Origin of the sequence: Streptomyces sclerotialus (genome assembly GCF_040907265.1) — a bacterium.
Lineage (GTDB): Bacteria > Actinomycetota > Actinomycetes > Streptomycetales > Streptomycetaceae > Streptomyces > Streptomyces sclerotialus.
The window spans coordinates 8,147,567-8,174,381 of sequence record NZ_JBFOHP010000002.1 but is presented as its reverse complement, the minus strand read 5'-3'; the positions used below and the strand labels follow the sequence as shown (position 1 = coordinate 8,174,381).

General features: G+C 69.9%; 25 protein-coding genes. 19 read left to right on the top strand and 6 right to left on the bottom strand.

Annotation, left to right across the window (positions count from 1 at the left end; genetic code table 11):
* Positions 1 to 168 precede the first annotated feature (168 nt).
* Both AAC944_RS35985 and AAC944_RS35980 read right to left on the bottom strand, forming a co-directional pair.
* On the bottom strand, positions 169 to 1,830 hold the full coding sequence (locus AAC944_RS35985; protein WP_030622287.1) for a VWA domain-containing protein: 1,662 nt from the start codon (positions 1,828 to 1,830) through the stop codon (positions 169 to 171).
* 25 nt (positions 1,831 to 1,855) lie between these two features.
* Positions 1,856 to 3,052 carry an AAA family ATPase gene (locus tag AAC944_RS35980; RefSeq protein ID WP_030622284.1) on the bottom strand — a complete coding sequence of 399 codons (1,197 nt, stop codon included), beginning with the start codon at positions 3,050 to 3,052 and terminating at the stop codon, positions 1,856 to 1,858.
* Positions 3,053 to 3,137: 85 nt separating this feature from the next.
* On the opposite strand from AAC944_RS35980, the gene AAC944_RS35975 reads away from it, so the two are divergent.
* From AAC944_RS35975 to AAC944_RS35965, 3 genes are all read left to right on the top strand, one after another.
* Complete coding sequence (locus AAC944_RS35975) at positions 3,138 to 3,812, top strand: LysE family translocator (RefSeq protein WP_030622282.1); 675 nt, start codon at positions 3,138 to 3,140, stop codon at positions 3,810 to 3,812.
* A 154-nt stretch (positions 3,813 to 3,966) separates the two neighbouring features.
* Positions 3,967 to 4,695, top strand: a complete 729-nt coding sequence (locus AAC944_RS35970; protein ID WP_030622279.1) for a DUF4232 domain-containing protein — start codon at positions 3,967 to 3,969, stop codon at positions 4,693 to 4,695.
* Between the two features lie 173 nt (positions 4,696 to 4,868).
* The gene (locus AAC944_RS35965; protein WP_030622277.1) at positions 4,869 to 5,972 is read left to right on the top strand and encodes a serine hydrolase domain-containing protein; all 1,104 of its coding nucleotides are present in this window, start codon (positions 4,869 to 4,871) and stop codon (positions 5,970 to 5,972) included.
* Between the two features lie 421 nt (positions 5,973 to 6,393).
* Here AAC944_RS35965 and AAC944_RS35960 read toward each other — a convergent pair whose 3' ends face one another.
* The gene (locus AAC944_RS35960) at positions 6,394 to 6,918 is read right to left on the bottom strand and encodes a hypothetical protein (RefSeq protein ID WP_030622274.1); all 525 of its coding nucleotides are present in this window, start codon (positions 6,916 to 6,918) and stop codon (positions 6,394 to 6,396) included.
* A gap of 310 nt (positions 6,919 to 7,228) precedes the next feature.
* Between AAC944_RS35960 and AAC944_RS35955 the strand changes: the two genes are divergently transcribed.
* From AAC944_RS35955 to AAC944_RS35945, 3 genes are all read left to right on the top strand, one after another.
* Positions 7,229 to 8,284: a helix-turn-helix transcriptional regulator gene (locus tag AAC944_RS35955; protein ID WP_030622272.1), complete on the top strand. Its 1,056-nt coding sequence runs from the start codon at positions 7,229 to 7,231 to the stop codon at positions 8,282 to 8,284.
* 161 nt (positions 8,285 to 8,445) lie between these two features.
* Positions 8,446 to 9,711, top strand: a complete 1,266-nt coding sequence (locus tag AAC944_RS35950; protein ID WP_051872278.1) for a multidrug effflux MFS transporter — start codon at positions 8,446 to 8,448, stop codon at positions 9,709 to 9,711.
* A gap of 72 nt (positions 9,712 to 9,783) precedes the next feature.
* Positions 9,784 to 10,209, top strand: a complete 426-nt coding sequence (locus AAC944_RS35945; RefSeq protein ID WP_030622268.1) for a pyridoxamine 5'-phosphate oxidase family protein — start codon at positions 9,784 to 9,786, stop codon at positions 10,207 to 10,209.
* A gap of 77 nt (positions 10,210 to 10,286) precedes the next feature.
* Here AAC944_RS35945 and AAC944_RS35940 read toward each other — a convergent pair whose 3' ends face one another.
* Together AAC944_RS35940 and AAC944_RS35935 are read right to left on the bottom strand one after the other, a co-directional pair.
* Positions 10,287 to 11,384 (bottom strand): questin oxidase family protein, encoded by a 1,098-nt coding sequence (locus tag AAC944_RS35940; RefSeq protein WP_368396688.1) that lies wholly within the window; start codon positions 11,382 to 11,384, stop codon positions 10,287 to 10,289.
* 23 nt (positions 11,385 to 11,407) lie between these two features.
* Positions 11,408 to 11,782, bottom strand: coding sequence for a hypothetical protein (locus tag AAC944_RS35935; protein ID WP_196943262.1), 375 nt, complete (start codon positions 11,780 to 11,782; stop codon positions 11,408 to 11,410).
* Between the two features lie 236 nt (positions 11,783 to 12,018).
* Here AAC944_RS35935 and AAC944_RS35930 point away from each other — a divergent pair, with 236 nt between their 5' ends.
* The 13 genes from AAC944_RS35930 to AAC944_RS35870 all read left to right on the top strand — a co-directional run bounded on the left by AAC944_RS35930 (position 12,019) and on the right by AAC944_RS35870 (position 24,954).
* The gene (locus AAC944_RS35930) at positions 12,019 to 13,602 is read left to right on the top strand and encodes an acyl-CoA carboxylase subunit beta (protein WP_051872277.1); all 1,584 of its coding nucleotides are present in this window, start codon (positions 12,019 to 12,021) and stop codon (positions 13,600 to 13,602) included.
* The gene (locus tag AAC944_RS35925) at positions 13,599 to 13,844 is read left to right on the top strand and encodes an acyl-CoA carboxylase epsilon subunit (RefSeq protein WP_107054235.1); all 246 of its coding nucleotides are present in this window, start codon (positions 13,599 to 13,601) and stop codon (positions 13,842 to 13,844) included. The genes AAC944_RS35930 and AAC944_RS35925 overlap by 4 nt, the downstream gene beginning before the upstream one ends.
* Before the next feature lie 255 nt (positions 13,845 to 14,099).
* Complete coding sequence (locus AAC944_RS35920; protein WP_030622262.1) at positions 14,100 to 14,429, top strand: TcmI family type II polyketide cyclase; 330 nt, start codon at positions 14,100 to 14,102, stop codon at positions 14,427 to 14,429.
* Positions 14,426 to 15,697 (top strand): beta-ketoacyl-[acyl-carrier-protein] synthase family protein, encoded by a 1,272-nt coding sequence (locus AAC944_RS35915; RefSeq protein WP_030622259.1) that lies wholly within the window; start codon positions 14,426 to 14,428, stop codon positions 15,695 to 15,697. Before AAC944_RS35920 ends, AAC944_RS35915 begins: the two co-directional genes overlap by 4 nt.
* Complete coding sequence (locus AAC944_RS35910; protein ID WP_030622258.1) at positions 15,694 to 16,926, top strand: ketosynthase chain-length factor; 1,233 nt, start codon at positions 15,694 to 15,696, stop codon at positions 16,924 to 16,926. Before AAC944_RS35915 ends, AAC944_RS35910 begins: the two co-directional genes overlap by 4 nt.
* A 68-nt stretch (positions 16,927 to 16,994) precedes the next feature.
* Positions 16,995 to 17,252, top strand: coding sequence for an acyl carrier protein (locus AAC944_RS35905; protein WP_030622256.1), 258 nt, complete (start codon positions 16,995 to 16,997; stop codon positions 17,250 to 17,252).
* Between the two features lie 53 nt (positions 17,253 to 17,305).
* Entirely contained in the window at positions 17,306 to 18,094 is a 789-nt protein-coding gene (gene fabG, locus AAC944_RS35900; RefSeq protein ID WP_030622253.1) for a 3-oxoacyl-ACP reductase FabG, read from the top strand.
* Between the two features lie 42 nt (positions 18,095 to 18,136).
* Positions 18,137 to 19,081: an aromatase/cyclase gene (locus AAC944_RS35895; protein ID WP_030622251.1), complete on the top strand. Its 945-nt coding sequence runs from the start codon at positions 18,137 to 18,139 to the stop codon at positions 19,079 to 19,081.
* Positions 19,082 to 19,083: 2 nt separating this feature from the next.
* Complete coding sequence (locus AAC944_RS35890) at positions 19,084 to 20,613, top strand: FAD-dependent monooxygenase (RefSeq protein ID WP_051872276.1); 1,530 nt, start codon at positions 19,084 to 19,086, stop codon at positions 20,611 to 20,613.
* Complete coding sequence (locus AAC944_RS35885; RefSeq protein ID WP_030622246.1) at positions 20,598 to 22,088, top strand: FAD-dependent monooxygenase; 1,491 nt, start codon at positions 20,598 to 20,600, stop codon at positions 22,086 to 22,088. Before AAC944_RS35890 ends, AAC944_RS35885 begins: the two co-directional genes overlap by 16 nt.
* Positions 22,085 to 22,957 (top strand): alpha/beta hydrolase, encoded by an 873-nt coding sequence (locus AAC944_RS35880; RefSeq protein ID WP_030622244.1) that lies wholly within the window; start codon positions 22,085 to 22,087, stop codon positions 22,955 to 22,957. The genes AAC944_RS35885 and AAC944_RS35880 overlap by 4 nt, the downstream gene beginning before the upstream one ends.
* 59 nt (positions 22,958 to 23,016) lie before the next feature.
* Positions 23,017 to 23,766: a DUF427 domain-containing protein gene (locus AAC944_RS35875; protein WP_030622241.1), complete on the top strand. Its 750-nt coding sequence runs from the start codon at positions 23,017 to 23,019 to the stop codon at positions 23,764 to 23,766.
* A 111-nt stretch (positions 23,767 to 23,877) separates the two neighbouring features.
* Complete coding sequence (locus AAC944_RS35870; RefSeq protein ID WP_030622240.1) at positions 23,878 to 24,954, top strand: ferritin-like domain-containing protein; 1,077 nt, start codon at positions 23,878 to 23,880, stop codon at positions 24,952 to 24,954.
* Between the two features lie 33 nt (positions 24,955 to 24,987).
* Here the strand turns inward: AAC944_RS35870 and AAC944_RS35865 are convergent, their stop codons facing one another.
* Complete coding sequence (locus AAC944_RS35865) at positions 24,988 to 26,760, bottom strand: acetyl/propionyl/methylcrotonyl-CoA carboxylase subunit alpha (protein ID WP_368397347.1); 1,773 nt, start codon at positions 26,758 to 26,760, stop codon at positions 24,988 to 24,990.
* Between the last annotated feature and the right edge of the window lie 55 nt (positions 26,761 to 26,815).

The following is a 26,815-nucleotide window of genomic DNA, read 5'->3' as shown; positions in this document are numbered from 1 at the left end:
GAGGTGCCTTCACCACGGTGCCGGACTCCCGGAAGCTGCTGTGTCCACCGATCAGTCAGGTGCTGCCGACAGATTGGCAGAGCGGGGCTGGAGGGGGAAGAGGCCGGCCTGAGGAGGCGGGCCCGAAAAAGCCCGCCTGCGGAGTTGCGGTGGAGGGCAGAGGCCGGGTCAGATCACGCGGAAGAGGTCGGCGGCGGCGTGGACATCGGTGAAGTCCTCGATGGAGCGGAGGTTGTCGCACAGGGCCTCCAGGACCGAGCCGGCTTCGGCGGCCCTCGGGGCTCCGATGGCCACGCCGAAGACGCGGAAGCCCAGCCGGTGCTTGGCGTCGTTCCAGCCGCGCATCCATTCCTCGGTGACGTCGCATTCGTCGTCGGTGAGCATCACGATGTCGCCGCGCGTGCGGGCGGCGTTGTCGTACTCCTCCTCCAGCAGATCCGCGGCGGCTGTCAGGGGCCTCTGGTAGCTGGTGCCGCCGCCGAGGAAGGCCTCCGCGAAGTCGAGGGTCCGGGCGATGCCGGCAGGTCCGTCGGCCGGGTGGGGCGGATGGGCCGGGTCGGCCGGGAAGCGGTGGATCTGGATCTTGTCGGCGGCGGAGAAGAGGATGCCGATGAAGTCGCGCCGCGCGTGGCGGGCCTGATCCAGCAGTGCCAGGGCACACGCCTTGGCCCACGCTTCCCGGGTGACTCCGCCGGGACCTGCCTCGTACATGGAATGCGAGGTGTCGACGCACGCGATGATGGCGCCCTGACCGGTGGTCTGCTCCCCCTGACTGTCGTAGAGCATCAGCTCTCCGGCGGCGTAGCGCGCGGCGAACACCGCACGCGTCTCGGGCAGGCCGAGGTTGGCCAGCTCGGAGGGGATCACGCGGGAGAGGTCATCGCCGAGCGTGACCCCGACCAGCTCGCCGGCGGCGTTCTCCACCTTACGGGCGCGCTCACCACTGGCCATCTGCCGGAAACGGCCGATCAGCTCGGCCCACTGAGCGAGTCGGCCGGTCCGCAGCCGTTCCGCGAGCCGGGCGCGCCGGTCGAACGGCATCCGCTCCAGCTCGCCGGAACCAACGCCCCATGCGCGCATCAGCGCGGCCTCTTCCCGCACGGTCCCGGCGGCCTTCGCCACCGCGTTCCGCGCGGTGGCACGGATACCGGGGGCCAACGCCGCGAGGGCCTGCGCGGCACCCTGAGCGGCCTGCTGCGCTGCGGCCTCGGCGCGCTCGGCGGCGGTGCCGTTCTCGTCGGCCGGGGGCGGCGCGGTGCCGTCCTTGTCGGATGCGTCGGACGCGTCGGCCGCGTCGGCCGCGTCGGCGGTCAGCTGGAGCGCCTCGCCTACGACGGTCGCCGCGCGGTCGGCGGCCTGCTGAGCCTTCTTCGCCTGCTCGGCCCGTTCCTGGGCGTCTCGGAAGCGTTCCAGCATCCGACGCAGCGCGGGGGCCTGGGCGAGTACGGCCATGGCGGCGGCGTAAGGGTCGCCGGCTGTCTCCCGGTGCAGTTCGGCGAATTCCGGTGACTCCACCAGCGCGGTGACGATCTCGTGGCTGACCAGCCGGGCGGGGTCCATCTCGGCGCGCCCGCGCAACCGTGGGGCGGCCTTGTAGGCGGCCAGGAACACATCGGTCAGAAGGTCGGTGGCGCAGGCGTACCGAGCGTTCAGCTCCTCGGCCAGCTCGCGCAGCCCGGCCGACTGCTCGTAGGTGTCGCGCCACGTGAGCTGGTCGAACCGGTCCGCGACCACGGCCGAGGCGTGCCGCTCGGGCGCGCCGGCGGCCGGCCCCAGCCACTTCCCTGCCCGGCCCGCCGGCTCGTCGAGCCCGCTCGGTGTCTTACGCATGGTCATGGTCATGCTCCCCCGGTGTTCAGAGCTGGGCCTGCACCGTGCTCGCGTCCACGCCGAGGGCCTCGGTGAGCACGCGGGCACGGACGGCGCGGTGGCGGCCGGTGACGCGGTCGATGGCGGCGGTGGAGCGGCCGGCGCCCGCTGCCTCCGCGCGCAGTTTCTCCAGCCGCTGCCCGGCCTTGGCGAGCTTACTGTGGGCATTCTTGATGACCCACTCGCTCAGCGCCTCGCGGGACTGCCCCGCCATGGCGTCGAGCTGGGCCTCCAGCTCCTCGATGGCGTCGGCCAGGTCGAGCGCCTCCTTGGCGTCGGGATTGACCAGTTGCAGCACCTCGCGTTCGACGGTGGGGCGTTCGGCGGGGGAATTCCACAGGACGTGGGTCAGCACCGACAGGTCGGACTCGGCGACCGCCGGACGGCCGTCGAGGTACGCGGACGCCTGGAGCAGGCCCACCGCCTGTCTCCAGCGGCGGTCGGAGGCGACGAGTTCCTTGCGCCGCAGGGCGGCCCGCAGCGTACACACCGCATCCACGATCGCGTCGGGGACGTCCACGGCCGGGACGGCGTCCGTCACGGCGTACTGCAACGCGGCCAGCTCGACGGTGGTCCGTGCCGGTGGCGCGGGGCGGCTGACGGCGGAGCGGACGAGCGCGGCGAAGTTCGACGGATCTTCCAGGTAGCCGACCTCGATCCGGACCAGCAGCCGGTCGTAGATCGCGGCCGAATCCTCCCCGCTGGGCAGTTCGTTGCTCGCCGTGATGGCTCCGATCAGGGGGCAGCGGATCGGCTCACCGCCGCTCTCGGGGTGGTAGATCCGCTCGTTGAGGTAACCCAGCGTCTCGTTCAGTGCCGCCGTGGAGCACTTGAAGATCTCGTCGATGAACGCGACGTGCGCGGTCGTGGCACGGCCGTCGTAGACCTGCCGGTACTCACCCCGGGCCAGCGCGGCGACGTCGACGGGGCCGAACATCCTCGTCGGCGCGGTGAACTTCGACAGCAGGATCTCCCAGTAGGCCGCCCCCTCGATCCGGCCCGTGAGCTCCCGGGCCATCTCGGACTTCGCCGTACCGGGCGGGCCGAGCACCAGCGAGTGCTGCCCTGCCAGGAGGGTCACCACCAGCGTCCGTATCACGTCGGCCCGCTCGTAGAAGCGGTCCGACAGCTCGTCGGTGATCATTCGCAGCCTCTTGGCCGTGTCCTGCGTGTGTGCGCCCATGTGTGACTCCTCCCCTGGTGTTCTGCTGAGTGGTCATCGACGGAGAACGGGTGACGTGGCGGGCCGCACTGCATAGGCTCGTGGTGTGCAGTGGCACCAGGTACTCGGCTTCGTCGCCGCAGTCACACCCCTCACGTTGATTCCCGGCACCAGTTTCACCCTCGTCACGCAGCAGGTGATCGCTGGGTCGCGGTCCGACGGTGTACGCGCCGCATTCGGCTCGGCGTGCGGGCTCCTGGTACACGCGGCGTTCGCCGCGATCGGCTTGTCAGCCGTGGTCATGTCGTCGGCTCAGGCGTTGACGGTAGTGAAGCTCCTGGGCGGCATCTATCTCATCTGGCTGGGCGTGACCACGTGGCGCTCGACGCGTCGAGACGCTGACCGAGGCGCTGACCGAGACGCTGACCGAGACGTTGGTAAAAGCGCTGAACGGACGGTACGGGGACGATGGCGCCTGCCCTGGACGCAGCTCGGGGGCTTCAGCCAGGGGCTGTGGTCCAACGTCCTCAACCCCAAGGCGGCTTCGGTCCATCTCACCCTGGTACCGCAGTTCCTCACGGCCGGCCGTCCCGTCGCACCGCAGATCGCGACGCTTGCGGTCGCGCACGTGGTCGTCGTCCTGGTGTGGTTGCTGTTCTGGACGTCTGTGGTCGCCGCCGCGCGCCCAACGATCGGCACTCCTCGGTTCCGCCGGGGGATGTGCCGTCTGGCGGGAGCCGTACTGATCGCCCTGGGTATCCGCACCGCGATCGCGAGCTGAGCGCGGCTCCCTGATCAATCAGGGTCCCTGCACGCCGCACGCCGCACGCCGCACGCCGCACGCCAGCGACGCGTTAGTCACGAGTTAGTCGATCATCAGCGGCGGCGGACAGAGTTGTCTCACACACGTCAACCACCCGCCCTTGGAGGAATGAATGTCGCGCAAGACCGCTCTCCGTCGCACTCGCACCGTTGCCGCCGCCTCACTGGTCGCCGCTGCCGCGTTCTCGCTCACCGCCTGCGGAGGCGGCGGGACCGGCACCGACGCCAAGGGAGGCTCGTCTCCGGCCGCCTCGACCAGCGACTCGGGCGGTTCCTCCGGCGGCTCCGGTGGTTCCTCCAGTGGCTCCGGCGGGTCCACGGAAGGAACCGGCGGATCCACGGGCGGCTCCAGCAAGGCCGTCGACACCAAGACGGGCAGCACCTCCGACAACTCTTCGTCGACGTCGGCGAGCCACTGCACCAGCGACCACCTCAAGGCCGCGTGGTCGAACTTCGAGGGCGGCCCGGACATGGAGTACGACGGGCAGCAGACCGCCCGGGTGGTGCTCACGAACACCGGCACCAGCGACTGCACCATGGCCGGCTTCCCCGGCGTCCAACTCCGGACCGCCCACGGCGAAACCTGGGACCTGCGGCGTACCAACGGCAAGCCGAAGCCGGTCCGGCTCGACGCCGGCGGGAAGGCCGTCGTCGACATCACCTTCCTGGCGTCGACCCGCGACGACGACCGGAAGTTCGCACCGGACCAGGTGGTCATCACCCCGCCGAACGAGCGCCGGAACATCGTGCTGGACTGGCCGTACGGCGGCGCGCTGCTGGACCAGTCGGCCGCCACCCGCCCGGGAACCTTCGTCGGCCCGGTCAACGCGCCGGAGGAGTGAGCGCGGGGCAGGCATCAGCGGGCGGGTCGGACCGGGCGGAAGCGGTGCCGCCGCCACCCCCTTGCTCTGTTATTACGTAATAACGTAATGTCAGAGGCCTGGCTGGCGAGCTCCTTCGAGAAGTCCGGGACCGGAGGGACTCGGCCGACACTACGACGGGGGAACCACCGCTCATGAACCGACGGGCCTTTCTCATCACAGCGACAGCGGCAGCGGCAGCGGGCCTGCCGCTGCTGCCCACACCCGCCGCCGCGCGCGGCGGTCTGCCCAGCCGGGTGCGGCATTACCTGGCCCGGGCGCTGGCCGCCGGCAGTCCGGGCGTGGTCTGCGGAGTGATACAGGGCGGGCGCAGGTACGTCGCGGGCGCCGGAAAGAGGAGCGCGGACGGCCCGGCGCCGGACAGCAGGACGGTGTTCCAGCTCGGGTCCATCAGCAAGACGCTCACCGCCACCGCCCTCGCGCATGCCGTATGCGCGGGTACGGCCCGCCTCGATGCGCCGCTCGTCCTGCCTGCCCGGTTCCGCATCCCGCGCAAGGGTCCCCGGCGGATCACACTGGGCGATCTGGCGACCCACACCTCCGGCCTGCCCTCGCTGCCGCCGAACCTTCTCAAGGGCGCGGATCCGCAGGACCCCTACGCTCACTACACGCTGGACGACCTGGCTGCCGGTCTGCGCGAGACCCAACTGAGCACCGAGCCGGGCAGCGTGTACGCGTACTCGAACCTGGGTTTCGGGCTGCTCGGCCAGGCGCTGGCGTTCGACGACGTCGACTCGATGCTGCGGCGGGACGTGGCGTCGCCGCTCCGGCTGACGGACACCACGACGAAGCTGCGGCCGGACATGGCGGCGCGTAAGGCCGTCGGTCATCTCGCCGGGGAGCCCGCGCCCGACTGGCACGACCACGTGCTCAGCGCCGCCGGCACCTCGATGTACAGCACCGCCGACGACATGCTGAGGTTTCTGGGGGCACAACTGCGCCCGAAGCACTCGCCGTTGCAGGCCGCGATCGAATTGACCCAGCGCCCCCGCTTCACCGACTCCGGCAGCGGACTGCGGATCGGGCTCGGCTGGCACCTCGCCCCACTGCCCACGGGCCGCACCATGACCTGGCACAACGGCGGCACCGGCGGATTCAGCAGCTGCGCCGCGTTCAGCCGGGAAAGCGGAACGGCGGTGGTGATGATGGTGAACACCTTCAGCCAGGAGAGTGCGACCGAAGCACGCCCGGTCGACGCGCTCACCTTCGAGCTGCTGAAGGAGCTCGACGCAGCCTGAGCCGCGCTGACGTACGTACTCATCGCGTCGTGGACGGCCACGGGGCCCAGCTCCTCGGCCGGAATCGGTACCCGGACGGTGGTCACGGTGCCGCTCTTGACGCTCATGCCTGCCCTTACGTGTCCGGGGTGGCGTGCAGAACACCCTGTGGCTGCCGTCACGGCACCCGTTCGCTTCACCCGGTGTCAATGAACCGAACACAGCGACAAGGCGAACACAGTGACAGGGCGCCGCGGTAAGGCGGCGCATGGAGGGCTGGCGGACAAAGGGAGACAGGCTGATTCGCGGCTTCGTGGTCGCCGGATGACACGTGTCCGTGCCCGATCCGGCGACCACGATCGCGTTGGTTCCCGTAGTCAGCAGTCAGGTGAAGAGCGCCGAGAGGTCGCCCCCGCAGTCGGCGTTCCGCTCGTCGCGGCTGCTACTTGATGTACTTGTAGCGGTAGGGCTCGAACTTCCCGTTGCCCGCGAAGTAGGGGTAGGGAACGGTGCGGTTCTTGACGCGCGGCGGGGTCTGCTCGTACGTCCAGTACCTGGTCTTGGCCGGGTTTGCCCACCCCGCGAAGATCACGACGTGCTTGCTCTTGTTGAGGAGCAGGTCGCCGATCTGGAGCTGGTCCTTGGTGATCTTCTCGGTGACAGCCGGGGAGGCCAGACCCTGGGTGTTGAAACCGGGCGTGGGCAGCTTCAGAGCCATCGAGGCGTAGCCGCTGGAGTCGGTGCGGTACTGCCTGCCCTGCGGGTCGGGGTAGGTGCGCTTCTGGCTGTAGGGCACCTGGCGATCGAACCAGAACTTCGTACGGGCCAGCACTTCGGCGCGGGTGATGGTGGGCGCCGCAGTAGGCAGGGACGTGTCGGGGGCGTCGGCGGCGTGCGCGCTGGGTGCGGCGAGCGTGGCGGCAGCCACGGCCAGCGCGACGAGCGCGGCCGAACGTCGGGTGATCAACAGATGCTCCCTGGGTCGGTGGACGAAAATTGTCGGTGGTCGATGACGAACCTTGGTGCTCAATGACGAACGCTGGTGCTCGGACAACGCTGGTGCTCGATGACGAGCGCTGGTGCTTGATGATGAACGCTGGTGCTCGAAGAACAGTTACGGACGGAGAACGGCGGGGCCCGGTGCATGACGGCCCGGCGGCCCCTGCCAGACGTGATCCTTCCTGTCTGCCGGACGCCACGTCAGTCAGAAATCCGTCATTCCGCCCCAGGCGCCGAGGCACGGAGCAAGGGGCTGAATACGGCTAACCTGTCACCTCGTGACCCGGATTCACCAACTCGTCGGCGCGGTCGGTTCGGCCGCGTGGGACGCGTCATGCGCTGCGTACTACGCGTCGATCGCGCAGGCCGACGAGAGCAGCGACAGCGGCGGCACCGTCCGGTATCGGCTCCGGCCGGAGGTCGGTGACGGCACGATCGAGGTGACGTCCTTGCGGAGCGGGTTCCACATCGTCCGTTACGACGTCGCGTTCGCCGGGGCCGGTGGGCACCAGGTCGGGTACGCCTTTCCGAGCGACCACTTCGAACTGGAGCACTGCGTGGACGGGCGCATGCACATCAGCGAGGCCCGTTCCGGCGACGGCGAGCTGCACGCCCGCTCGGTGTCGCTGAGCCCCCGGTGCGCCACCGAAGGCGTCGTCACACACGGCGACGGCGAGCGGTACCGAGCGGTGTCAATCAGCGGGACCTGGGCCAGGCTGGAGTCCTACCTCGGCGGTCTCGGTGTGGACGCTCTCCCCGGCAACCGACCGGATGGCGTCGCCCGCGAGCAGTATCTGGGCCGGTCCGCCGCGTTGCGTCCGGTGGCCGGCCCGCTGGCGGAGATTTTCCTGCACCGGCGATCGTCCCCGGGGCGCCCGCTGTTCCTGGAATCGCGGCTCGTGGCAGCGCTGGCCGCACTGGTCGACGGACTCGCGGTCAGCGCCCCGGCCGCAGAGGGCCGGGGCCCTGCTGACCGGGGCCCTGCTGACCGGGGCCCTGCTCTGGAGGACCACGAGGTGGCCGCGTTGCGCCGGGTCCCCGAGCTGCTCTGGCAGGAACGCCACGCGCCGCCGACGCTGGCCGATCTGGCCCGTGCGTCGTCGATGTCGGTCCGGCGGCTCGCCACCGGGTTCCGTGCCCTCTACGGGACGTCGGTGATGGATCACCACCGGCGTCGCTGCTTGGACCGGGCTGCCGCGTTGCTCGTCGAGACGGACTGGCCGGTGGCCCGGATCGGGCACGAGGTCGGCTACGCCTCGCCCAGCAACTTCGGCTACGCGTTCCGGCGCGACCGGGGCATCACCCCCGCCCGGTTCCGGCGGGCGCACTCCTGACGTGACGCCCGCCGCCCCGCGGCCTGACACTTGGTGTCTGTCATCCACCGCCCGTCGGCGAGAGCACCGCGCTCCACATTCCCGGGCCCGTCCCTCCACACCACAACGCGGCCCGGTCGCCCACGATGTGACGAGTTACAGGCACGCTCAGACGGAGACCGATGACCCGCACCGGAACGGGGCGACTCGTGGTCGTCCTCGGTGGGCTTTCGGCGGTATCGCCGTTCGCCACCGACATGTACATCCCTGGCTTTCCCGAGATCGTCACCTCGTTCGGCACCACGGGAACGGCTGTCCAGCTTTCCCTGACCGCCTGCCTCGTCGGGCTCGCCGTCGGTCAGGTCGTGCTCGGCCCGGTCAGCGACGCGGCAGGGCGAAGGCGCCTGCTCCTGGCCGGTTCCGGCACGTTCACCGTGTTGTCCTTGCTCTGTGCGCTCGCCCCGTCCATCGTCGTGTTCGACGTCGCCCGACTGCTGCAAGGGATCGCCGGCAGCGCGGGGCTCGTCATCGGACGGGCCGTCATCAGCGACCGCTTCAGCGGCAGCCACGCGGCCCGCCAACTGACGACGCTGAGCGTGATCGCGATGACCGCCCCGGTTCTGGCGCCGGTGACCGGAGGGCTCCTGCTCGGTATCGGCTCGTGGCGGCTGGTGTTCGTGGCACTGGCCGTGACCGGGCTGTTGTTGACGACCGCGGTCAGGGCGTGGGTCCCCGAATCGCTGCCTGCCGAGCGGCGCCGGACCGGTGGCCTGCGGGCCGTACTCGCCGCGACGGGCGGACTGCTGCGGCGGCGCGAACTGATCGGCTATCTGCTCGTCCTGGGCTGTGGACTGGCCGCCCTGTTCGCCTACATCACCGGCTCGCCCTTCGTCTTCCGGAACGTCTACGGCCTGTCCCCCGCCGGCTACGGCCTCGTCTTCGCCACGAACGCCGTCGGCACCGTAGCGGCCGGCGCGGTCTTCGGACGGCTGGCCGCGCGGGTACGTCTCAACTCGCTGCTCGTCATCGGCGTCATCGTGACCGTCGCCTCAGTGCTCACACTGGTGACTCTGCTCGTCCTCGGCATCAGCACGCTCCCCACCACCTGGGCCTGCCTGTTCGGCCTGACGACCGGATTCGGCATCCTGCTGCCTGCGTCGACCACCCTCGTACTCGCGGTCGGCAGGGATGCCCCCGGAGCCGCTTCCGGCCTGCTCGGCGGCGCCCAATTCGCGCTCGGTGCCGCGGCCGCACCGCTGCCCGGCGTCCTGGGTCCTACCACCGCCATGTCGACGGCCGTCGTCGTACTCGGCTTCGTGCTGCTCTCCGCGGCAGTGCTGATCATCCTCGCCCGGCCGTGGCAAGGACACGGCGAGCCGGCCGCCCCCGGGCCCGGGCGTCCGGCCGGAAACGATGCGGCGTGCCGCCACCGGGGGGAGCCGATGTGAGGGATCCTGTATGTACGTACAAGAGGTCCTGCATGTCCTGCATGCATCGTAAGAACCGTCCGAGGAGGCCCCGTGGCATTGACCCGTGAAGAACGCGAGCAGTTCCTGGCCGAGCCGCACGTCGGTGCTCTGTCGGTAGCGGCCGAGGAGGGACGCGCACCGCTCACCGTCCCGATCTGGTACCACTACGAGCCAGGTGGTGAGCTCTGGATCCTCACGGGACGGGACTCGCGCAAAGCGCAGCTGATCGGCGCCGCCGGCCGCTTCAGCATGATGGTGGACCGGGTGGCGCCCACCGTCCGGTACGTCTCCGTCGAAGGTCCGGTCGCCGCGGTGCAGCCGGGCACCCGTGAGGAGCACCTCAGGCTGGCTGCCCGGTACCTCCCCAAGGACAAGGCCGAGGCCTTCGTCGACTACGCGGAGCGGGAGCTGGGGCCCCACGTGATCATCCGCATGCGCCCCCACCACTGGGTCAGCTCCGACCTGGGCCAGGTGTAGGACCGGACCGGGTCAGGCGTAGGACCGTAGGACCGGGCCGGCGGAGGACCGTACGTCCGAACACGGCCCGGTCCCCCTCATCCGGCGTCGAAAAGCCGTTGCGCGTCGATGCGTTGCTGTGGGCCGATCCGTTGCTGTGCGGCGAGGGCCGCTGCCGGGAAGCGGGGGTCCGGGCGCAGTGCGTGCTCGCGCAGGCAGGCCTCGGTGAACTTGATGACGTGTTCGTCGCCGTGTGCCACCGCGCGTGCGGTCAGGTCGTCGAAGGGCGGCGCCTCGGTCTCCGTCGCCCTTCGTACGGCGTCGTCCTCTCCCCTGCGGTCCCTGGTGAAGGCCAGCAGAAGGGCGGTGTGCACCTGCCACAGCGCCGCGACGGACGGCTCGTGCTGTTCGAGCGGCAGATGCGGGAGGACGAGACGGACGGCCGCGGGCGCGGTGACGGCGTGGATCAGCGGTACGGGGAAGATCTCGTCATGGGCCAGGTAGACACCGGCGAACTCCGTGGTCATCTCGCTGAGCAGCCACTGCACATGGTCCGGTGCCACGAGTCCCAGGCCCTCGGAGTAGCCGGGCAGGGTGTCGAGCCGCTGCAAGCGTTCCTTCGCCACCGGCGGGGTCACCGCGACCTCACCGCGGAACCGCGGCAGCGCGGCGACCGCGCCGGCGATGTCGAGCTCACCACGTAGGTGCGGCCGTCCCGGCAACTGGGTGAACCGGGCGGCCCAGTAGGCCAGCCCCCGTGCCAGTTCGGCCAGTTGCAGGTGGGTGGGCTCCGGTACGGCAGCGAGACTGCGGACGGCGTGTGCCGTGCGGATGGCGCCATGCGTCAGGCCGGCGAGCAGCCCCGGCAGCAGCCTCGGCCACCAGCGGGCGAGCACGGTACGCCACGGAGCGTCGTCCAGTTCGCGGAGGAAGAGCTGTTCCCAGTCCCCCGCCCTGCCGAAGGCACCCAACGCCGGTCGCCAGGAGGCCTCGTCATGGGCGTCGAGGGCGAACCGGGGCGCAGGGGGCTCATGGTGCGGCATGGCGACGCGGTAGCTCTCGACCCAGGCCGCCACCTCGTCCGCGTGTCCGAGGGTGGCCAGCGCCTCGGCTCCCATCGGGCCGTGGTTGGCCAGGTCGCCCTGGGCTCCGCGTTCGTACCCGAGGTCGTCCATGCGCTCCAGCGCATCGTTCATCGCGTCTTCATAGCCGACTTTGGTCACGCCTGCTCGCCCTCCCGCCTGGCCGACACCTCAGCGGCCATGGACGCCACCTGGTCGCCCGCCGCGTCGAAGAGGCGGGACACACCGGAGCTGGTGAAGGACGCCTTCCGTTGCACCGCGTCCTGTTCGATGTCCACCCAGCCGGTCAGGCCGCTCTCGGCGCTGAAGACTTCGCGCGCCCGGTAGCTGAAGCGCGCCTCACCGGTCCGCGTCCAGGTGCCCTGACCGGTACTCACGGGGGTGGACAGCCGCATCGCTCCAGCCGTCTCGAAAACGAGCTGGGTCTCGACCGTCCTGCCCGCGAAGGTTACGGTGGCCGCCCACACGCCGTCCGGGACAACCGTTGCTTCTTCACTTGCTGGCATTCCCATGGCAATGAAGCTAACCGCGCGCCCGCTGCCCTGACATCCCCTGGAGCGCGCAGTTGACCGACTTCTGACATTTCTCTGACAGTCGCCTGAGAAAACGGCGATCTCTCTTGCGGAAACTGACGGAGGCGTGGGGTGTTCGGCGTTGCTGATGTCGGTTTTCCCGGGCAGGGTGAATTCTCATCAACGCTCCCGTCACCGCCGTCGGCACCGGTCGCGTGACGTGAAAGGAAATCATCATGCATACCCCAGGCCACTCCCGTACGACGCGTCCTGAGGATCCGCGTTCGTCGACGCGGGAACTTGAGGAATTACGTCGCACCATCCGCGAGGGCGATCCGGTCGCCACGGAGCGGCAGCGCGCGAAGGGAAAACTGACCGCCCGGGAGCGGATAGACCTCCTCCTCGACGAAGGGTCGTTCAACGAGGTGGAGCCGCTTCGACGGCACCGGGCGACCGGCTTCGGACTCGAACGGAAGAGGCCGCACACGGACGGCGTCATCACCGGATGGGGCACGGTGCACGGCCGGACGGTGTTCGTGTACGCGCACGACTTCCGTATTTTCGGTGGCGCGCTCGGCGAGGCACACGCCCAGAAGATTCACAAAATCATGGACCGGGCTCTCGCCGCGGGCGCGCCCCTGGTCTCCCTCAACGACGGTGCCGGCGCTCGCATCCAGGAGGGTGTCACGGCCCTGGCCGGCTACGGCGGGATCTTCCAGCGCAACACACGTGCTTCCGGCGTCATCCCGCAGATCAGCGTCATGCTCGGCCCGTGCGCCGGTGGCGCCGCCTACTCCCCCGCACTGACCGACTTCGTCTTCATGGTCCGCGAGACCGCGCAGATGTTCATCACGGGCCCGGACGTCGTCCAGGCCGTGACCGGCGAGAAGATCAGCCATAACGGTCTGGGCGGCGCCGATGTGCACTCCGAGACGTCGGGGGTATGCCACTTCGCGTACAACGAAGAGGAACAATGCCTCGAAGAGGTGCGTTACCTCCTCTCCCTGCTGCCGCAGAACAACCGGGAGAATCCTCCTGTGGCGCCGGCCGAATATCCGCCGGGCCGGAAGTGCGCGCAGCTCGCGGACATCGTCCCGGCCGACGGCAGCCGCCCGTACGACATGCGCAAGGTCATCGAGGAGATCGTCGACGACGGTGAGCACCTTGAGGTGCACGAACGCTGGGCGACCAACATCCTGTGCTCGCTCGCCCGGCTCGACGGCGAGACCGTCGGCATCGTCGCCAACCAGCCCCAGTCCCTCGCGGGCGTCCTCGACATCAACGCTTCGGAAAAGGCCGCGCGTTTCATTCAGATGTGTGACGCTTTCAACATTCCGCTCGTCACGCTGCTGGACGTGCCCGGTTTCCTCCCCGGCGTCGACCAGGAGCACGGCGGAATCATCCGGCGCGGCGCCAAGCTGCTCTACGCCTATTGCAACGCCACCGTGCCGCGTATCTCGGTCATCCTCCGCAAGGCGTACGGCGGTGCGTACATCGTCATGGACTCGCAGTCCGTCGGCGCCGACCTCACCTACGCCTGGCCGACCAACGAGATCGCCGTGATGGGTGCCGAAGGCGCGGCGAACGTGATTTTCCGCAAGCAGGTGGCGGAATCCGCCGACCCGGAAGCCACCCGCGCCCGCCTGGTCGAGGAGTACAAGGCGGAGTTGATGCATCCTTACTACGCCGCCGAACGCGGCTTGGTGGATGACGTCATCGCCCCGGCGGACACCCGCGACACCCTCGTCCGGGCCCTCGCCATGCTGCGGGAGAAACACGCCGAGCTGCCGGCGCGCAAGCACGGGAATCCGCCGCAGTGAGCGGGGGGACGACAGAAGAGGCCGCCCTCTGCGCCCTGTTCCGCATCGAGCGGGGCAGCGCGGATGACCATGAGCTGGCCGCCCTGGCCGTAGTTCTGCTGGCTCGCGTACGGGCGCGAGACAGCGCCCAGGGGGCACTGTTCGGGTCCGCCGGGACCTCCGGATCGTCCGAGTCCGCCGGGTCCGCCGGTGCGGCCCGTTGGCGTGCGCACGGTTTCACCGGCGCACGCAGCTGGCGATAGGCCCGCGTTCAACGGGCCTTCGCACCCTCCGGAGCTGCGCGTTTAACAGTGGCCTGACACTCAGCTGAAATGCACGGCAAAGGAACCGAGCCGTAGCTTGCACAACGTGTCCCAAACCTGAAATTCCTCGCCTTGTCCGTGTCCGGTGAGCCGCAGATGATGGAAACTCCGCCGACGCATCGCCGGGAATACCGAGCCCGCGTATCGGCGCCCCCGTCGTACGGTCAATTCGGGAAATCCCGGAGAAGAGGATTTATGCACAGCACATTGATCGTTGCCAGGATGAACGCCGACGCCGGTCCTGCCGTCGCCGAACTGTTCACCGGATTCGATGCGACCGAAATGCCGCACCGGATGGGCACCCGCCGGCGCCAGCTCTTCTCGTACCGGGGTCTCTACTTCCATCTGCAGGACTTCGACGGCGACAACGGCGGCGAGCTGATCGAACGGGCCAAGGCCGACCCCCGCTTCGTGCGGATCAGCGACGACCTCAAGCCGTACATCGAGGCGTACGACCCTGCGACGTGGCGCTCACCGGCCGATGCGATGGCCACCCGCTTCTACCACTGGGAGGCCGCCGAATGACCGGCCGGCGAGTCGTCATCACCGGGCTGGAGGTCCTCGCTCCCGGCGGGGCCGGTGCGAAGGCCTTCTGGCATCTGCTCAGCGAGGGACGTACGGCGACCCGGCGGATCACCTTCTTCGATCCCTCCCCCTTTCGGTCCCAGGTGGCTGCGGAGATCGACTTCGACCCCGAGGCGTACGGCCTGTCACCGCAGGAGATCCGGCGGATGGACCGGGCCGCTCAGTTCGCCGTGATCACGGCGCGCAGTGCAGTGCTCGACAGCGGAGCCGATCTCGATGCCTTCGACCCGTACCGCATCGGTGTCAGCATCGGGACGGCGGTCGGCGCCACCATGGGACTCGACGAGGAGTACCGGGTGGTCAGCGATGGCGGCCGGCGGCATCTGGTCGACCATGAGTACGCCGTTCCGCATCTGTACCACTACATGGTCCCCAGTTCCTTCGCGGCAGAAGTGGCGAGGACCGTCGGCGCTGAGGGGCCGAGCACCGTGGTGTCCACCGGCTGCACGTCCGGGATCGACTCGGTCGGCTACGCGGTGGAACTCCTCCGCGAGGGGAGTGCGGACCTCATGGTCGCGGGCTCCTCCGACGCCCCGATCTCCCCGATCACCATGGCCTGCTTCGACGCCATCAAGGCGACCACCCCGCGCAACGACGATCCCGGTACCGCCTCGCGGCCGTTCGACGGCACCCGCAACGGATTCGTCCTGGGCGAAGGGGCCGCCGTCTTCGTCCTGGAGGAGCTGGAGAGCGCCGTGCGGCGCGGTGCGCACATCTACGCCGAGATCGCGGGCTACGCCACGCGCAGCAACGCGTACCACATGACGGGGCTGCGTCCGGACGGGGTCGAGATGGCCGAGGCGATCCGTCTCGCCCTCGACGAAGCCCGGCTCGACGGCGAGGACATCGACTACATCAACGCGCACGGCTCGGGCACCAAGCAGAATGACCGCCACGAGACCGCGGCCTTCAAGAAGAGCCTGGGCGAGCACGCCTACGCCACGCCGGTGAGCTCCATCAAGTCGATGGTCGGTCACTCCCTCGGAGCGATCGGTTCCATCGAGATCGCGGCATCGGTGCTGGCCATGGAGAACAACGTCGTACCGCCCACGGCGAACCTGCACACGCCCGACCCGGAGTGCGATCTGGACTACGTGCCGGTCACCGCGCGGCCGCACGCCACCGATGCGGTACTGACCGTCGGCAGTGGTTTCGGTGGGTTCCAGAGCGCCATGGTGCTGACCCGGCCGGACAGGAGGACGAAGTGAGCGCCGTAGCGGTCGTGACGGGGCTGGGCACCGCCGCCCCCAACGGGCTGGGCACGTCGGACTACTGGTCCGCCACCCGGGCGGGGAAGAGCGGCATCGGCCGGGTGACACGCTTCGATCCGGACCGGTACCCGGCGAAGCTCGCCGGGGAGGTCCCCGGGTTCACGGCGGAGTCGTACCTGCCGGGCAAGCTGCTGCCCCAGACGGACCGGATGACCAGGCTGGCTCTGGTGGCCACGGACTGGGCACTCGCCGACGCGGGCATCCGGCCGAAAGATCTGCCCGCCTTCGACATGGGCGTCATCACCGCGAGTTCCGCCGGCGGCTTCGAGTTCGGCCAGGGTGAGCTGCAGAACCTGTGGAGCCGGGGCAGCCAGTACGTCAGCGCCTACCAGTCCTTCGCGTGGTTCTACGCGGTGAACAGCGGCCAGATCTCCATACGCAACGGCATGAAGGGGCCCAGCGGCGTCCTCGTCAGCGACCAGGCAGGCGGTCTGGACGCCGTCGCGCAGGCCCGTCGGCAGATCCGCAAGGGCACCGACCTCATCGTCAGCGGCTCCGTCGACGCCTCGATCTGCCCGTGGGGCTGGGTGGCCCAGTACACCTGCGGCCGGCTCAGTACGAGCGACGACCCCGCCACCGCGTACCGTCCCTTCGCCGCCACGGCGGCGGGGCACGTCGCCGGTGAGGGCGGGGCCATCCTCATCGTGGAACGCCTTGAAGCGGCACGCGACCGTGGGGCGGACATCTACGGCGCGATCGCCGGATACGGCGCCACGTTCGACCCGCGGCCGGACAGCGGCCGGGAGCCGGGGCTGCGCAAGGCGATCGGCCTGGCCCTGGCCGACGCACGGATCCGGCCCGAGGAGGTCGATGTGGTGTTCGCGGACGCCGCCGGGGTGCGCGAACTCGACCGCGTCGAGGCCGAGGCGATCACCAGTGTGTTCGGCCCGTACGGAGTCCCGGTCACCGCGCCCAAGACCATGACCGGCCGGCTCTGCTCCGGCGCCGCGCCGCTCGACATGGCGGCCGCTTTCCTCGCCATGTCGGACGGGCTGATACCACCGACCGTCAACGTCCGGCCCGCGGCCGAGTACCGCCTCGACCTGGTCGTCGACCGGCCCCGTGCCGCCGCGGTCCGCACCGCGCTGGTCCTGGCCCGCGGCTACGGCGGCTTCAACTCCGCCATGGTCCTGCGTGACCTCGACAGCCGGAACGGCCGTACCTGACCTCACATGACCGGACGCCGCCGGTCCCGGCGGACCCGTCCCGGTCCAGTACGAGAAAGGCGCCCTACGTGGCCACCACACAGTTCACCATCGGCGACCTCGAAGCCATCCTGCTGGCCGCGGCCGGCGACGAAGGCATCGAACTGTCCGCCAGCCTCGACGTGCTCTTCGAGGAACTCGGCTACGACTCGCTCGCGCTGCTGGAAGTGAGCAGCCGGATCGAGCGCGAGTACCACATCTCACTCGACGACACTCCGGTGACCGACATGGACACACCGCGCATGTTGATCGAGGCCGTCAACAGCCGGCTGACCGCAACGGCCTGAGCCGCCTCAGTACGTATACCGCTCCTGTTCCTCGCTCATCGGAAAGGACCACCATGTCGCAGCAGAACCAGCAGGTCGCACTCGTCACCGGCGCCACCAGCGGTATCGGCCTCGCCGTCGCCAGGCTCCTGGCCGGCCGGCACCATCAGGTGTTCATCGGGGCGCGCAGCGCGGAAGGCGTGGCCGCGACCGTGAAGCAGTTACGGGAGGAGGAGGGGCTCGACGTCGACGGCACCACCGTGGACGTCAGGTCCGACGACAGGGTCGACGACTTCGTGAAGGCCGCGGTCGAACGGTTCGGCACCATCGACGTACTGGTCAACAACGCCGGCCGCAGTGGCGGCGGCGTCACGGCCGACATCACCGGGGAGCTGTGGAACGACGTCATCGACACCAACCTCAACAGCGTCTTCCGGGTGACGCGAGCGGTGCTGAACACCGGGGGTATGCGGACCAAGGACCGCGGCCGCATCGTCAACATCGCTTCCACGGCAGGTAAGCAGGGCGTTGTCCTCGGTGCACCGTACTCGGCGTCGAAGCACGGTGTCGTCGGCTTCACCAAGGCGCTGGGCAATGAGCTGGCGCCGAGCGGGATCACCGTGAACGCCGTGTGCCCGGGGTACGTCGAGACGCCGATGGCGCAGCGTGTCCGGCGGGGTTACGCGGACGCGTACGGCGCGACCGAGGAAGCCATTCTGGAGAAGTTCCAGGCGAAGATCCCCCTCGGCCGTTATTCCACTCCCGAAGAGGTCGCGGGGCTCGTCGGCTATCTGGTGTCCGACACCGCCGCCTCCATCACCGCCCAGGCGCTGAACGTCTGCGGTGGTCTCGGCAACTTCTGACATTCGACCGATCCGACGACCGATCCGACCCAGGAGATTCACATGTCCGAGTCCACGCAGCGTGAGGTCGAGCACGACATTCACATCTCGGCCCCGGCGGCGGCCGTCTACCGTCTGCTGTCCGAGGTGGAGAACTGGCCGCGGATCTTCCCGCCGACCCTCTACGTCGACCACCTCGCCAAGGGCGACCGGCAGGAACGCATCCGTATCTGGGCCACCGCCAACGGCGAGGCCAAGAACTGGACGTCCCGCCGGACCCTGGACCCCGAGCACTTCCGCATCACCTTCCGCCAGGAGGTCTCCGCACCGCCGGTCGCTTCGATGGGCGGCATGTGGGTGATCGAGCCGGTGTCGGACGGCGAGTCGCGGGTGCGGCTGCTGCACTTCTACCGTGCGACGGACGACGACCCGCAAGGTCTGGCCTGGATCGACGAGGCCGTGGACCGCAACTCCCGCTCCGAACTCGCGGCGTTGAAGAGCAACGTCGAGTTCGTGCACAACGCCGAAGCCCTGACCTTCTCCTTCGAGGACACCCTGCGGATCAACGGCTCGGGGAAGGACGTCTACGACTTCCTCAACGAGGCGCACCTGTGGTCCGAGCGGCTGCCGCACGTGGCGAAGGTGCACCTGAAGGAGGACGTGCCCGGCCTCCAGCTCCTCGAGATGGAGACCCGGGCGAAGGACGGCTCCACCCACACCACCACCTCGTACCGCGTGACCTTCCCGTACCACAGGATCGTCTACAAGCAGGTGACGCTGCCCGCCCTGATGACGCTGCACACCGGCTGCTGGGAGATACGGGAGACCCCGGACGGTGTCACGACGTCGTCCCAGCACACCGTGATGCTCAACGCGGACAACATCGAGCGGGTCCTGGGAGCCGGGGCCACCGTCGACGACGCCCGGGACTACGTCCGCAACGCGCTGAGCACCAACAGCCGGGCGACTCTCGGGCACGCCAAGGAGTACGCCGAGAGCCGGCGCTGACGATGACGAAGACGACGGAACGCCTGGACACTCAAGTGATCGTCGTCGGAGCCGGGCCCGTGGGGCTCATGCTCGCCGGCGAGCTGCGCCTCGGGGGCGCCGACGTGACCGTACTGGAGCGGCGCCCCCGCATCACCGAGGAGTCGCGCGCCTCCACCCTGCACGCGCGCACCATGGAGATCTTCGACAGCCGTGGACTGCTGACGGCGCTCGGCACACCGCCGAACGAACGCCGGGGGCACTACGGCGGCATTCCGATGGACCTGACACTGCCCAGTACGTACCCCGGGCAGTGGAAGGTGCCGCAGTACCGGACCGAACGGCTGCTGCAGAACTGGGCGCTGACCCTCGGCGCCGACATCCGGCGCCGGTGGGAGGTGCGGGAGCTGACCGACGACGGCGACAGCGTCCAGGTCACCGCGGACACTCCGCAGGGCACCGCCCGGGTCCGCGGCGCCTACCTCGTCGCGTGCGACGGTGAGGACAGCACGGTGCGTACGCGTACCGGCGTCGGGTTCCCCGGCCGGAGCACCGCCCGTGAGCTGCTGCGCGCGGACGTGACCGGCCTGGACGTACCCGACCGGCGGTTCGAGCGCCTGCCGCACGGGCTGGCCATCGCCGCGCGCAACGCCGAAGGCGTCACCCGGATCATGGTGCACGAGTTCGGCCGTGGGCGGGCACCCCGCACCCACGCACCGGATTTCGCGGAAGTGTGTGACGTGTGGCACCGGGTCACCGGGGAGGACATCAGCCACGGCAAGGCGATCTGGGTGAACGCCTTCGGTGACGCCAACCGTCAGGTGACCGCTTACCGCCACGGGCGGGTGCTGTTCGCCGGAGACGCGGCCCACCAGCAGATGCCGGTGGGCGGCCAGGCACTGAACCTCGGCCTCCAGGACGCCGTCAACCTCGGCTGGAAACTGGCACTGCACGTGAACCACCGGGCACCGGTCGGCCTGCTCGACACGTACCACGACGAACGCCACGCGGTCGGCGCGCGGGTGCTGGCGAACGTCAGGGCGCAGTCCCTGCTGCTGCTCGGCGGCGCGAACGTGGCACCGCTCCGCACGCTGATGAGCGAGATGGTGTCCGTCGAGCGCAGCCGCACCCGCCTGGCGGGCCTGATCAGTGGCCTCGACATCCGCTACCCGGTCGGTGCCGGTGACGACCCCCTGCTCGGTGCCCGGCTGCCGGACACGGTCCTGACCGCGCCGAACGGGACCACCACCACGACAACGCTGCTCCGTACCGGCCGGGGCCTGCTCATCGGTTTCACGGGGGACCTGACGGCGCCGCTGTACGAGATCGCCGGCCGGTGGGCCGACCGCGTCATGACGGTACCGGCCCGTCCGGTGGCGGACGCCCCGCTGGCCGGGCGGGGTGCGGTGCTGGTCCGGCCGGACGGCCATGTGGCGTGGAGCGGCTCGGACCATGACGTCAGCCTCGCCACCGCCCTGCGACGCTGGTTCGGCCCGCCGGGCCGGGCCGCCGAGAACCAGACCCGAGGAGAGGTCTCGTGGACACGGATGTGATCGTCGTCGGTGCCGGGCCCACCGGGCTCATGCTCGCCGGCGAACTGCGCCTGGGTGGAGCCCGCGTGATCGTGATCGAGCGGCTGATCGAGCCCACCGGTCAGTCGCGCGGGCTGGGTTTCACGGCCCGCGCCATGGAGGTCTTCGACCAACGCGGCCTCCTGGCCCGCTTCGAGGGGCTGGAGACGAGCCCGCTCGGCCATTTCGGCGGGATCCGGTTCGACTACAGCGTGCTGGCGGACTCGCACTTCGGCGCCCGCGGAATTCCGCAGTCCAGAACGGAGGCGGTGCTGGAGAAGTGGGCGACCGAGCTGGGCGCGGAGCTCCGCCGCGGCTGGGAACTGCGGGAGCTGGCCGAGGAGGCCGACGGCATACGGGTCTCCGTGCGTACGCCCGGCGGCGAACGGTCGTTGCGCGCCGCCTACCTGGTGGGATGCGACGGCGGCCACAGCACCGTACGGAAGGCGGCCGGCTTCGACTTCCCGGGCACGCCCGCGACGCGTGCCATGTACCTCGCCGATGTCACCGGATGTGCCCTGCGCCCCCGGCCGCTCGGCGAGCGCCTGCCCAACGGCATGGTGATGGCGGCGCCCCTGGAGGAAGGGGTGGACCGCATCATCGTCTGCGAGCACGGCACTCCGGCCACCACCCACGACGAGTCGCCGGGCTTCGGCCATGTCGCCGACGCGTGGTACCGGATCACGGGTGAATCCCTCGCGGGCGGTGACACGCTGTGGGTCAGTTCGTTCACCGACACCACCCGCCAGGTCACCGCGTACCGGCGCGGGCGCGTCCTGCTCGCGGGGGACGCCGCGCACGTCCACCTTCCCGCGGGCGGCCAGGGCCTGAGCGTCGGGGTGCAGGACGCCGTCAACCTCGGCTGGAAGCTCGCCGCCGTCGTACGGGGCGGAGCGCCGGACGGACTGCTGGACAGCTACCACAGCGAACGGCACCCGGTCGGGAAGCGGCTCCTGATGAACACGCGTGCGCAGGGCATCGTGTTCCTGGGCGGAGCGGAGAGCGAGCCGCTGCGCGAACTGTTCACCGAGCTGCTGGCCCACGACGAGGTGAAACGGCATCTGTCCGGTGCCGTGAGCGGCCTGGACATCCGCTACGACGTCGGCTCCCGGCACCACGCACTGTCCGGCAGGCGGCTGCCTCCCCGCAGGCTCCGGACCCCTGGCGGCACTGTCACCACCACCGAACTGCTGCACACGGCGCACGGCGTGCTGCTCGACCTCACCGACGACCCGGAGCTGCGCGCGGCCGCCGACGGCTGGCGGGACCGCGTGAACGTCACGGTCGCCGTTCCCGAGGGCGGTGAGGCGTTCGCCGATGCCACAGCCGTCCTGGTCCGGCCCGACGGCTACATCGCATGGGCCGACGACGGCACGGACACCATCGGGGCGCTGACCGGCTCACTGCGCCGCTGGTTCGGCGCACCGGCCACCGTTGGAACGGTGCCGCAGCCGTGAGAGCCACCGCGCCCGGGCCGTCCCGGGGAGTACGCCGGATCAGCCTGGACGCCGGTGGAATCCGGCTGTCCGCGATGCTGAGCCGGCCGCCCGGCGCGCCGCGCGCGACCGTCGTCGCCCTGCACGGTGCCGGCATGACCTCCGGTTACTTCGACGGCCAGGCGCTCCCGGAGCTCTCCCTGCTGACTCTGGGAGCGCGCCTCGGCTTCGCGGTCCTCGCCGTGGACCGGCCCGGCTACGGCCGGACCGCGCCCCACTGTCCCGAAGGGCGGTCGCTGCACGAGCAGGCGGCCACCCTGGCGGCAGCGCTCCGGGATTTCCGCCGGCGGTTCCCGGCGGGCGAGGGCCACTTCCTCCTCGCCCATTCCTTCGGCGGGAAGCCGGCGCTGCTCATGGCCGCTGAGCACCCGGAGCCCGGACTGCTCGGCATCGACATCTCCGGGTGCGGCAGTCGGTACGCACCCGGAGCCCTCGACGCGGCGGGCGCCCGCGAGGGTTGGAGGCGGAGCTGGGGACCGCTACGTTTGTACCCACCGAACACCTTCACGGCCGGGCACGGCACCCTCGTCACCACCCCGGCGCGGGAACGGGCGGACCTCGCCCACTGGCCCGACGTGTTCCGCGCTGTCACGGCCCGCGTCCGGGTTCCCGTCCGTTTCACCTTCGCCGAACACGAGCCGTGGTGGTGCCACGACGAAGACACCCTTGCCGACCTGCGGTCACGGTTCAGCGCCGCACCGCACGTCCGCACCGAGCGGCAGTGGGGCGCGGGCCACAACATCAGTCTCGGTTTCGCGGCCCGCTCCTACCACCTGCGGTGCCTCGGGTTCGCAGAGGAATGCCTGATGCGCCGCACCGAGGCCGCGTGACGGCGTACGGCCTCTTCGCACCCGCTTCTGAGAACCGCATACAGGACGGAACCGCATACATGCCGACCGACACAGAACGGACACGGGTCGAACCCAGTGGGAAACGGGTGCGCGTGTACCTCCGCGGCCATCCGGTGGCCGACAGCATCCACCCGCTGCTGGTGTGGGAGAACCCCCACTACCCCACCTACTACTTCCCCCTCGCCGATGTCGCCCAGGACTCACTGAGCCCGGACGGGGACAGTACACACTCCTCCGGCCGTGGCGACGCCCAGGTCTGCACCGTCCATGCCGGCCCGGCCCGGGCACCGGGCGCCGCACGGCTCTACGGGAGCGCCTCGGACGAGCAGCTGCGCGACCACGTCCGCTTCGAGTGGGACGCCATGGGCGCATGGTTCGAGGAGGACGAAGAGGTCTTCGTCCATGCCCGGGACCCCTACACCCGGATCGACGTGCTGGCCAGCTCACGCCACCTGCGCGTCGAGGTCGACGGCAGCGTCGTTGCCGAGTCCACCCACGCCAGGCTGCTGTTCGAGACCGGGCTGCCGACCCGGTACTACCTGCCGAAGCCCGACATCCGGATGGACCTCCTCGAACCCACCGACACCGTCACCCGCTGCCCCTACAAAGGCACCGCCGAGTACTGGTCGATCCGCGTCGGTGACCAGCTCCGTACCGACCGCGCCTGGTCGTACCGGTCACCGCTGCCCGAGAGCCAGAAGGTCGCCGGCCTCGTCTCGTTCCACGGCGTGGACGTCTACGTCGACGGTGTACTGCAGGACCAGAGGCACCACCGGCCGGGTCCCTGACTCCCCCGCCCGGCGCCGGACGGCATTTCCGCGCCACTTCATACCGGTCCGTCGACAGCCGACGGTGGTTTGCGGCACCGTCGGCGTGCGGGCGAGAGGAAGGAGCATGCCATGACAGTGGTCGAATACCGGAGCAATGCGATCGTCGAGCTGATGCAGGTCAGTGAGCAGGACTGCGACGAACGCTGGCTGAAGAAGGCACTGCAGGCAGCAATCATGGTGGAACTGGCCACTATTCCTCCCTATGCCTGCGGACTGTGGTCGATCAAGGACCCGGCGAAGGACAGGAATGTCTTCAGCGCGATCCGGGAAATCCTCTTCGACGAGATGACCCACCTCGGACGGGTCGGCAACATCCTCAGCGCTCTCGGAGAGCAGCCCGTACTGGCGGACCCGAAGTCCGTACCGGAGTACCCCGGTGCGTTACCCGGTGGCGTACGGCCCGAGCTGACCGTCCAGCTCAGCGGGCTCGACAAGCCGGCACTGCGGATGTTCTCGGAGATCGAGAAGCCCGACCGGCCGCTCGCCGAGGCAGCCGCCATGGAGACCTACACGTCGATCGGCGCTTTCTACAGCAGGATCCGGGACGTCCTGCGCGCGAACAAGGACCTGTTCCGGGAGCCCGGGCCGCAGATCGACTACGACATGTCCGCCCGTGGCCTGGAGAATTCCGTGGAGCCCATCCGCGGCTGGGAACAGGCGGACCGCGCCATCGAAGCCATCATGCAGCAGGGCGAAGGCACGACCGCCTCACCCGAGAACCCGTTCCCCGGAAAGAAAGGGGAACTGGCGCACTACTACGTGTTCCTCGAGATCCACCAAGGCCGACGGCTGATCAACGTCGGGGAGAAGTGGGAATTCCGCGGCGAGGAGATTCCCATGCCCTCGGTGTATCCCATGGCCAAGGTGCCGAAGGGCGGCTGGGCGACGGACCGGAAGAACGCTCCCACCGGAGCCGTCAAGCTCATGGTCGAGGCGTTCAACGCGCACTACGGCGTGCTGCTGCGCTCGTTGGAGGCCGCCTGGCGCGAGCAGAACGACAGGGAACGGAACAGTCTGGTGCTGCGCGCCATCGCGTCCATGAGCAGCATGCGTGCCCTGGCACGCGTCCTGATGCAGCTGCCGCTGCCCGGCAACGCCAAGGCCACGTACGGCCCGGAGTTCCGCTACTCGACGCAGAATCCGTGAGGTGATGCCTCGGCCGGCCCCGCGCCGGCCGGGTCATTTCTTGATCTCGCAGATCACGGCGCCGGAGGTGAGGGAGGCGCCGACCTCGGCGGTCAGCCCCTTGACGGTGCCGGAGCGGTGCGCGTTCAGCGGCTGCTCCATCTTCATGGCCTCCAGGACGACGACCAGGTCGCCCTCCTTGACCTCCTGGCCCTCCTCCACCGCGACCTTGACGATGGTGCCCTGCATGGGGGAGGCGAGGGTGTCGCCGGAGGCGGCGGAGCCGGACTTCTTGGCGGCCTTGCGCTTGGGCTTGGCGCCGGCGGCGAGGCCGGTACGGGCCAGCGACATGCCGAGCGAGGAGGGCAGGGAGACCTCCAGGCGCTTGCCGCCGACCTCGACGACGACGGTCTCGCGGCCGCTCTCTTCCTCGGCCTCGTCCGCGCCCGGCGCCGCGAACGGCTTGATGTCGTTGACGAACTCGGTCTCGATCCAGCGGGTGTGGACCTGGAACGGGTCGGTGGAGCCGGTCAGCTCCGGCGCGAAGGCCGGGTCCTTGACCACCGTGCGGTGGAAGGGGAGGGCGGTGGCCATGCCCTCGACGGTGAACTCGTTCAGCGCGCGGGCGGCACGCTGCAGCGCCTGCTGCCGGGTGGCGCCGGTGACGATGAGCTTGGCCAGCAGGGAGTCCCAGGCCGGGCCGATCACGCTGCCGGACTCCACGCCGGCGTCCAGGCGGACGCCCGGGCCGGCCGGGGCCTCGAACTTCGTCACCGTGCCGGGGGCGGGCAGGAAGTTGCGGCCCGGGTCCTCGCCGTTGATGCGGAATTCGAAGGAGTGGCCGCGCACCGGCGGGTCGTCGTAGCCCAGTTCCTCGCCGTCGGCGATGCGGAACATCTCCCGCACCAGGTCCAGCCCGGTGACCTCCTCGGTGACCGGGTGCTCGACCTGCAGGCGGGTGTTGACCTCCAGGAAGGAGATGGTGCCGTCCTGGCCGACCAGGAACTCACAGGTGCCGGCGCCCTCGTAGCCGGCCTCCTTCAGGATCGCCTTGGAGGCGCGGTAGAGCTCGGCGTTCTGCTCGGCGGTCAGGAACGGCGCGGGGGCCTCCTCCACCAGCTTCTGGTGGCGGCGCTGCAGGGAGCAGTCGCGGGTGGAGACCACGACCACGTTGCCGTGCTTGTCGGCCAGGCACTGGGTCTCCACATGCCGCGGGCGGTCCAGGTAGCGCTCCACGAAGCACTCCCCGCGGCCGAAGGCGGCCACCGCCTCGCGGACGGCGGAGTCGTACAGCTCGGGGACCTCCTCCAGGGTGCGGGCGACCTTCAGGCCGCGGCCGCCGCCGCCGAAGGCGGCCTTGATGGCGATGGGCAGGCCGTGTTCCTCGGCGAAGGCCACGACCTCCTCGGCGCCGGAGACCGGGTCCTTGGTGCCGGCCACCAGCGGGGCGCCGGCGCGCTGGGCGATGTGCCGGGCGGCGACCTTGTCGCCCAGGTCGCGGATGGCCTGCGGCGGCGGGCCGATCCAGATCAGTCCCGCGTCCAGCACCGCCTGGGCGAACTCGGCGTTCTCGGAGAGGAAGCCGTAGCCGGGGTGGACGGCGTCCGCGCCGGAATCGGCCGCGGCCTGCAGGACCTTGGCGATGTCCAGGTAGCTGGTGGCAGGAGTGTCACCGCCCAGGGCGTATGCCTCATCCGCCGCGCGGACGTGCAGAGCGTCCCGGTCCGGGTCGGCGTAGACGGCTACGCTCCCGATCCCGGCGTCCTGGCATGCACGGGCGACGCGGACAGCGATTTCGCCACGGTTGGCGATGAGCACCTTGCGCACGATGGCTCCCTCCTGAGCGATGCGCACCTACGAGTTCCTCTCCGGCGCCCTCTGG